Below are 6,360 nucleotides of genomic sequence, written 5' to 3'. Positions count from 1 at the left end.
ATCAAGGCCGCGCAAAAACATGACGATATCGGTTTCAACTCCTTTTTCAAGGAAGGCTGGAAGCGTTTCTATCTGAAGTGGTATGACGCCCGCCACCCCTCCGCGCAAAAGCTGTGCCCGCGCACCGTGGCGCTGCTCAACGAGATCCCGGAAATCAAGGCCGCGATGTTTGCCGAACTGCCCGCCGGCAGCAAGCTCAATGCGCACCGCGACCCGTATGCCGGTTCGCTGCGCTATCACCTCGGGCTGTCCACCCCCAATGATGATCGCTGCTACATCAATGTGGATGGCATTCACTACAGCTGGCGCGATGGCGAAAGCACGGTGTTCGACGAAACCTATATCCACGACGCGCACAATGATAGCGAAGGCAACCGCATCATCCTGTTCTGCGATGTGGAGCGCCCGATGCGCTGGCGCTGGGCCCAGGCCTTCAATAACTGGTTCGGCCGCGTCGCGATTTCGGCGGCCAGCGCCCCCAATGAAAGCACTGACAAAACCGGCGCGATCAACAAGCTGACCCATTTCCACTGGGTCATAGACCAGAAGCGCAAGGCCTTCAAAAAGTGGAACCGCACGGTTTACAAGCTGACCAAATACGTCCTGATCGTACTCGTCGTGCTTGCCTTTATCTTGCTGTGACCCTGTTTTGATGCTGCTTTGACCCTGTCCACGGGACAAGCGCGGCGGCAGGCTGATATCAGCCTGCCGCTTTTCCTTGAGGCGCGCCCATGATCGTCCAACTGCTGCTGGCACTCGTTCCCATTGCGCTGCTGATCGCGCTGGGCTGGTGGTTGCGGCAGCGCGCTTTCTTGTCGGAGCATTTCTGGCCCCAGGCCGAGCGCCTGGGCTATTACATCCTGCTGCCCGCCCTGTTCCTGCACGGCCTGGCCAGCGCGCAACTCGATGGCGTGCCGGTCGCCGCCATGGTCGCGACCCTGATCGTGTCATTGCTGGCCGTGTCTTTGCTGCTCCTTCTGTGGCGCCGCCGCATGCCGGTCGATGATGCTGCGTTTACCTCAGTTTTCCAGGGTGGCGTGCGCTTTAACAACTACGTCGGCGCTTCTGTCGCTGTCGGCCTGTTCGGCACGCAAGGTATCGCACTGGCAGCCGTCGCGACAGCAACGATTGTGCCGACCGTGAATATCCTGTGCGTCCTGATCTTCGCCCGTTATGGCAATATTCAGGCGCCTTCCCTCGCCCACTTATTACGTCATCTATTGACCAATCCCTTGGTGGTGGGCTGCTTCATCGGCATTGTGCTGCATGTCAGCGGCATAGGCATGCCAGACGGCATCGGGCCGGTTTTCAAAGCGCTAGGGCAAGCGTCACTGCCACTGGGTCTGTTATGCGTGGGCGCCGCGCTGGACTTTTCTACCTTGCGCAGCTGGCTGCACCCCGTCGCCCTTTCTTCCGTGGCCAAGTTCATCCTTCTGCCACTGGCAACACTCGCTGCCTGCCGCCTCTTCGGTCTGCAAGGCCCCGCAGCCATCGCTGCGCTGATGTTCCAGGCCTTGCCCACGGCATCGTCTTCGTACATCATGGCCCGCCAACTGGGCGGCGATGCGCCTTTAATGGCAGGCATCATCGCCACTCAGACCCTCCTGGCCGCCCTGGCGTTACCTCTGGCAGTCATGGCAGCACTGGCATTGGCCTGACTGCCAGGACATCCGGGCAGCAAAACGACCGCAGTGACTGCCTCTTGCAGGCCTATCAGCCCAGGTGATTCGCAAAGAATTCCAGGGTGCGCTGGCGGGCCAGCCTGGCGGCATCGGCGTCGAAGGCAGCGCGGTGATCACAGTTGAAACCATGATCGGCGGCATAGACATGCACCTCGACCTCACGCCCGGTTTGCGCCTGGCGGAAGGCTTGGACGCTATCTTGCGAAATATGCGCATCGCGTTCGCCAAAATGGGCCAACACCGGCACCTTGGGCGTGCGCCCCGCCTCGGCAGGCGTCGTCACGCCGCCGCCATAATAGGCCACCGCGGCGGCCAGCCCGTTCGCATTGGCCGCCGCGCGCCAGGCGATCAGGCCGCCATAGCAAAACCCGACGATACCCACCTTGCCGCCAGCCGCCTGGGCCGCATAATCAATCACGGTCTGCACATCGCCTGCCGAAGCCGCCACCACACCTTCCAGCGCCGCCTTCAGCGCCACGCCGCGTTTCATGTCCTCAGGCGCATAGCCCATGTCCACGCCGGCCTCTATCCTTTCAAAAATCGCCGGTGCCAGCGCCAGATAGCCTTCCTGCGCATAGCTGTCCGCCACGGCCTGGATATGGGCATTGACGCCGAAAATTTCCTGAATCACCACGATGGCGCCGCGCGGCGCGCCCGCCGGCCTGGCTTCATAAACAGGCAAACGGAAACCATCTGCTGAGTCGATCTGAATGAACTGGCCCATTTTCTCTCCTTTGCGTCTGCTGCCGGACAGGGAAGGCCCGGCAGCGGTGATCCCTGGCGGGACCGGTTATGTTCATACGGCTCAGGCCATGCCTGCACCCGGCCTCATCGCCGCAATGACTCCCAGGCCTTTTGCAGGCGTTTGACCGACACCGGCATAGGCGTGCGCAACTCCTGGGCAAACAAGGCCACGCGCAACTCTTCCAGCAGCCAGCGGAACTCATCGAGCCGCGCATCCGGCGCCCCCTTGCGGGCGGCGCGCTCACGCTGCCACAAGGTATTGAGCGTGGCAAACTCCACCAGCAGTTTGGCATCGCGCGCGGGATCGGCGCGCAGTTTGTCGATGCGCGCCACGGCTGCTTTCAGGTAGCGCGGAAAATGCTTGAGCTGCGCATAAGGTGTATCACGAATGAACCAGCGGTGCACCAGCGCCTGCTGCTGTTGCTGCAAATCGGCGTAAGCCTGGGCATGCGCCTTGGCCTGCGGCAGTTTGCGCTGCAAGGCGGTCCACTCGGTCAGGATCTCATTGACCAGCCGGCCCACTTCCTGCGCCAGCAGGCCCAGGCGCCCCTTGCCTTCCGTCACGCGGCTGCCGAACTCATCGGCATTCACCGGCCAGGGTTCGGCCAGGCAGGCTTGCGACAGCGCGCCGTCCAGCAACTGATCACGCAATTCCTCCACCGTGCCCAGCGGCAGGTAAAGCATGCCCATTTTGTTGAGGTCGCGCAGATTCTTTTCCTGGAACTTCACCTGCTCCTTCAAGGCCAGGCGGAACAGGCGCAGCAAGCCCTGGCGATGGCGGCGGCGCGCCTCCTGCGGATCATCGAATACATCCAGATCGCAAGACTGGCCGTTATCCACCAGCGCCGGGTAGCCAATCACTGCCTGCCCTTTGCGGCGGATTTCCATCACCTCCGGCAACTCGCCGAAACTCCAGCTGCTGATGTCGTCATGGGCCAGCGCTTCCGACACGCCAGCGTCCCGCGCCGCCACCTGCTGGAATTGATTCTGGGCCTGGCGCCCATGCTCGGCGCGTATGGCATCCAGATTCCGCCCCGCCGCCAGCATGCGCCCATGCTCATCGACCAGACGAAAATTCATGAAGAGGTGCGGCGGCAAGGTTTCCAGTTTGAAATCCCCGGGCGCGGGCCGCACCTTGACCTGCTCCCACATATCGGCAGCCAGCGCATCGAGCAGCCCCATGCCGGGGTGATCCAGACGATCGAACCAGCGCTCATAGAAACCGGCGGCATACTGGGGCAAAGGCACGCAATGGCGCCGCATTTTCTGCGGCAGCGATTTCAGCAGCAAATGGGCCTTGTCCTTCAGCATGCCTGGCACCAGCCATTCGCAGCGTTGCGCATCCAGCTGGTTGAGCGCGAACAAGGGCACAGACAGCGTCACGCCATCCTTGGGCGAACCGGGTTCGAAGTGATACGACAGCGCCATCGTCACGCCGTTCCACTCCACCTGCTTGGGAAAAACGTCGGTGGTCACGCCGGCCGCTTCATGGCGCATCAGATCCTCGCGCCGCAGCAGCAAGGCCTGGGCCTGCTCACGCGGCAGGCCCGCATACCATTTTTCCAGCGTGGCGGTCTGGCTGATGCCTTCAGGCAGCAAGCGGTCGTAAAAGGCCGCGATCAAGGTATCGTCCACCAGGATGTCCGGGCGGCGCGACTGATGCTCCAGTTTCTCAATCTGCGCGATCAACTTGCGGTTGCGCGCAACAAAATCCGCCTTGGTGTCGATTTCCCCTGTCACCAGCGCCTGCTGGATGAAGAGCTCGCGCGCATGCTCGGCATTGACGCGGCCATACTGAACACGCCTGCCCGTATAAATGGGCAGGCCGTATAGCGTGGCGCGTTCATTGGCCACCACCTGGCCGGATTTTTTCTCCCAGCGCGGATCCGACCAGCTGCGCCGCAGCAGGTGGCTGCCGACGGCTTCCACCCAGGTCGGTTCAATACGCGCCACGCAACGGGCATACAGCCGCGTGGTTTCCACCAGTTCACCGGCCAGCACCCAGCGCCCGCCCTTCTTCGCCATGCGTGAACCGGGGTGTACCTGGAAACGAATCTCGCGCGCGCCCTGATACTGCCCGCCTTCCTCGCCGCGCAGGCCGATATTGCCCAGCAAGCCTGCCAGCAAGGCGCGATGCAGCTGTTCATAGGTGGCCTCGGCGCTATTGATGCGCCATTCATGCTCCTTGACCAGGGACAGCAACTGGCTATGGACATCACGCCATTCACGCATGCGCAGCGGCGACAGAAAATGCTGGCGCAGCACGCCCGCCTGTTTGCGCTGCGACAGGCCGCTGCCCGACTGTTCGCCATACCAGCGCCACAGTTTCAGATAGGACACGAATTCGGACTTTTCATCCTGGAAGCGCGCTTGCGCTGCTTCGGCCGCCTCGCGCTCCGCCAAGGGACGGTCACGCGGATCCTGCACCGACAGCGCAGAGGCAATCACCAGCATTTCATCCAGGCACTGCTCATGGCGAGCCGCCAGAATCATGCGCCCGACACGCGGGTCCAGCGGCAGCTTGGCCAGATCGCGGCCTGTGCGCGTCAGCGTATTGGCGTCATCCAGCGCCCCCAGCTCCTGCAGCAGCTGATAGCCATCCGCCACGGCCCGCCCGGTGGGCGGCTCGACGAACGGAAAGGTTTCAATATCATCCAGGCCCAGCGCCTTCATGCGCAGAATGACCGCGGCCAGGGAAGACCGCAGGATTTCCGGGTCGGTGAAGGGCGCGCGCGAATTGAAATCACCTTCGTCATAGAGCCGGATGCAGACGCCCGGCCCGACCCGGCCGCACCGGCCGGCGCGCTGGTTGGCCGATGCCTGGCTGATCGGCTCGATGCGCAGCTGCTCAACCTTGTTGCGCCAGGAATAGCGCTTGACCCGCGCCAGCCCGCTATCCACCACATATCGGATACCCGGCACCGTGAGCGAGGTTTCCGCTACGTTGGTCGCCAGCACGATCCGCCGGGCATTGCCCCGCGGCCGGAAAATGCTTTCCTGCTCCGCCTGCGAAAGACGCGCAAACAAAGGCAGGATTTCCGTCCCGGCGCGCACCTTGCGGCCCAAGGCGTCCGCGGCTTCGCGGATTTCCCGTTCGCCCGGCAGAAATACCAGCACATCGCCCGGCCCCAGGCGCGCGCACTCATCGACGGCATCCACAATGGCATCGACCAGATCGCGCTCTTCATCACGCTCGCGCTCCCGGCCGCGGCCCGCGCCGGTCTGGCGCGCGGCCGTGTCGGCATCCTGCTCTTCGCGCACCGGGCGATAGCGGATTTCCACCGGATACAGCCGTCCCGACACGGCGATGACCGGCGCCGGCTTGCCATCCGCCCCGGCAAAATGCGTGGCGAACCGTTCCGCATCAATCGTGGCTGACCTTCAGATCGGGCCGGCGCGGCAGAATCTGCCGCAAATAGCCCAGCAGGAAGTCGATATTCAGGCTGCGTTCATGCGCCTCGTCGATAATGATGGTGTCGTAACGGCGCAACAAAGGATCACGCTGTGACTCCGCCAGCAGAATCCCGTCCGTCATCAGCTTGATGGCGGCGCCCGGCCCGGCTTTTTCATTGAAGCGAATCTGATACCCCACCAGCTCGCCCAGCGGGGTATTCAATTCTTCGGCAATGCGCTTGGCCACGGAGGTCGCAGCCAGACGGCGCGGCTGCGTGTGGCCTATCATGCTGCGGCCAGCGGCGCGGCCGATTTCCAGGCAGATCTTGGGCAACTGCGTGGTTTTCCCCGAGCCTGTCTCGCCGCTGACGATCACCACCTGATGCGCCTGAATGGCGCGGGCGATTTCGTCGCGCCTGGCGCTGACGGGTAAATCTTCGGGGTAACTGATGACGGGAAGCACGCGCGGCGGCGCGGCGGCGGCGCGGCGGTTGGCCGGCGCGGATGACTCTGACATGGAACTCCTGTGAACTGGCGCGGA

The 6,360-nt window shown here is 63.1% G+C and carries 3 protein-coding genes and 1 pseudogene; 2 read left to right on the top strand and 2 right to left on the bottom strand.

Annotation, left to right across the window (positions count from 1 at the left end; translation table 11 throughout):
• Together ACTJGZ_RS10040 and ACTJGZ_RS10035 are read left to right on the top strand one after the other, a co-directional pair.
• The coding region (locus ACTJGZ_RS10040) for an aspartyl/asparaginyl beta-hydroxylase domain-containing protein (protein ID WP_441662783.1) at positions 1–642 on the top strand (642 nt) is incomplete at its 5' end.
• An 89-nt stretch (positions 643–731) separates the two neighbouring features.
• Positions 732–1,658 carry an AEC family transporter gene (locus tag ACTJGZ_RS10035; protein ID WP_441662782.1) on the top strand — a complete coding sequence of 309 codons (927 nt, stop codon included), beginning with the start codon at positions 732–734 and terminating at the stop codon, positions 1,656–1,658.
• 55 nt (positions 1,659–1,713) lie between these two features.
• On the opposite strand, the gene ACTJGZ_RS10030 is transcribed toward ACTJGZ_RS10035, so the two are convergent.
• Both ACTJGZ_RS10030 and hrpA read right to left on the bottom strand, forming a co-directional pair.
• Complete coding sequence (locus ACTJGZ_RS10030; RefSeq protein WP_441662781.1) at positions 1,714–2,406, bottom strand: dienelactone hydrolase family protein; 693 nt, start codon at positions 2,404–2,406, stop codon at positions 1,714–1,716.
• 104 nt (positions 2,407–2,510) lie between these two features.
• Positions 2,511–6,336 (bottom strand): annotated as a pseudogene (hrpA, locus tag ACTJGZ_RS10025) (ATP-dependent RNA helicase HrpA).
• Between the last annotated feature and the right edge of the window lie 24 nt (positions 6,337–6,360).

This window comes from Kerstersia sp., assembly GCF_052103615.1.
GTDB lineage: Bacteria > Pseudomonadota > Gammaproteobacteria > Burkholderiales > Burkholderiaceae_B > Kerstersia.
The sequence above is the reverse complement of the archived record's forward strand: the minus strand, read 5'-3'. Positions and strand labels throughout refer to the sequence as shown.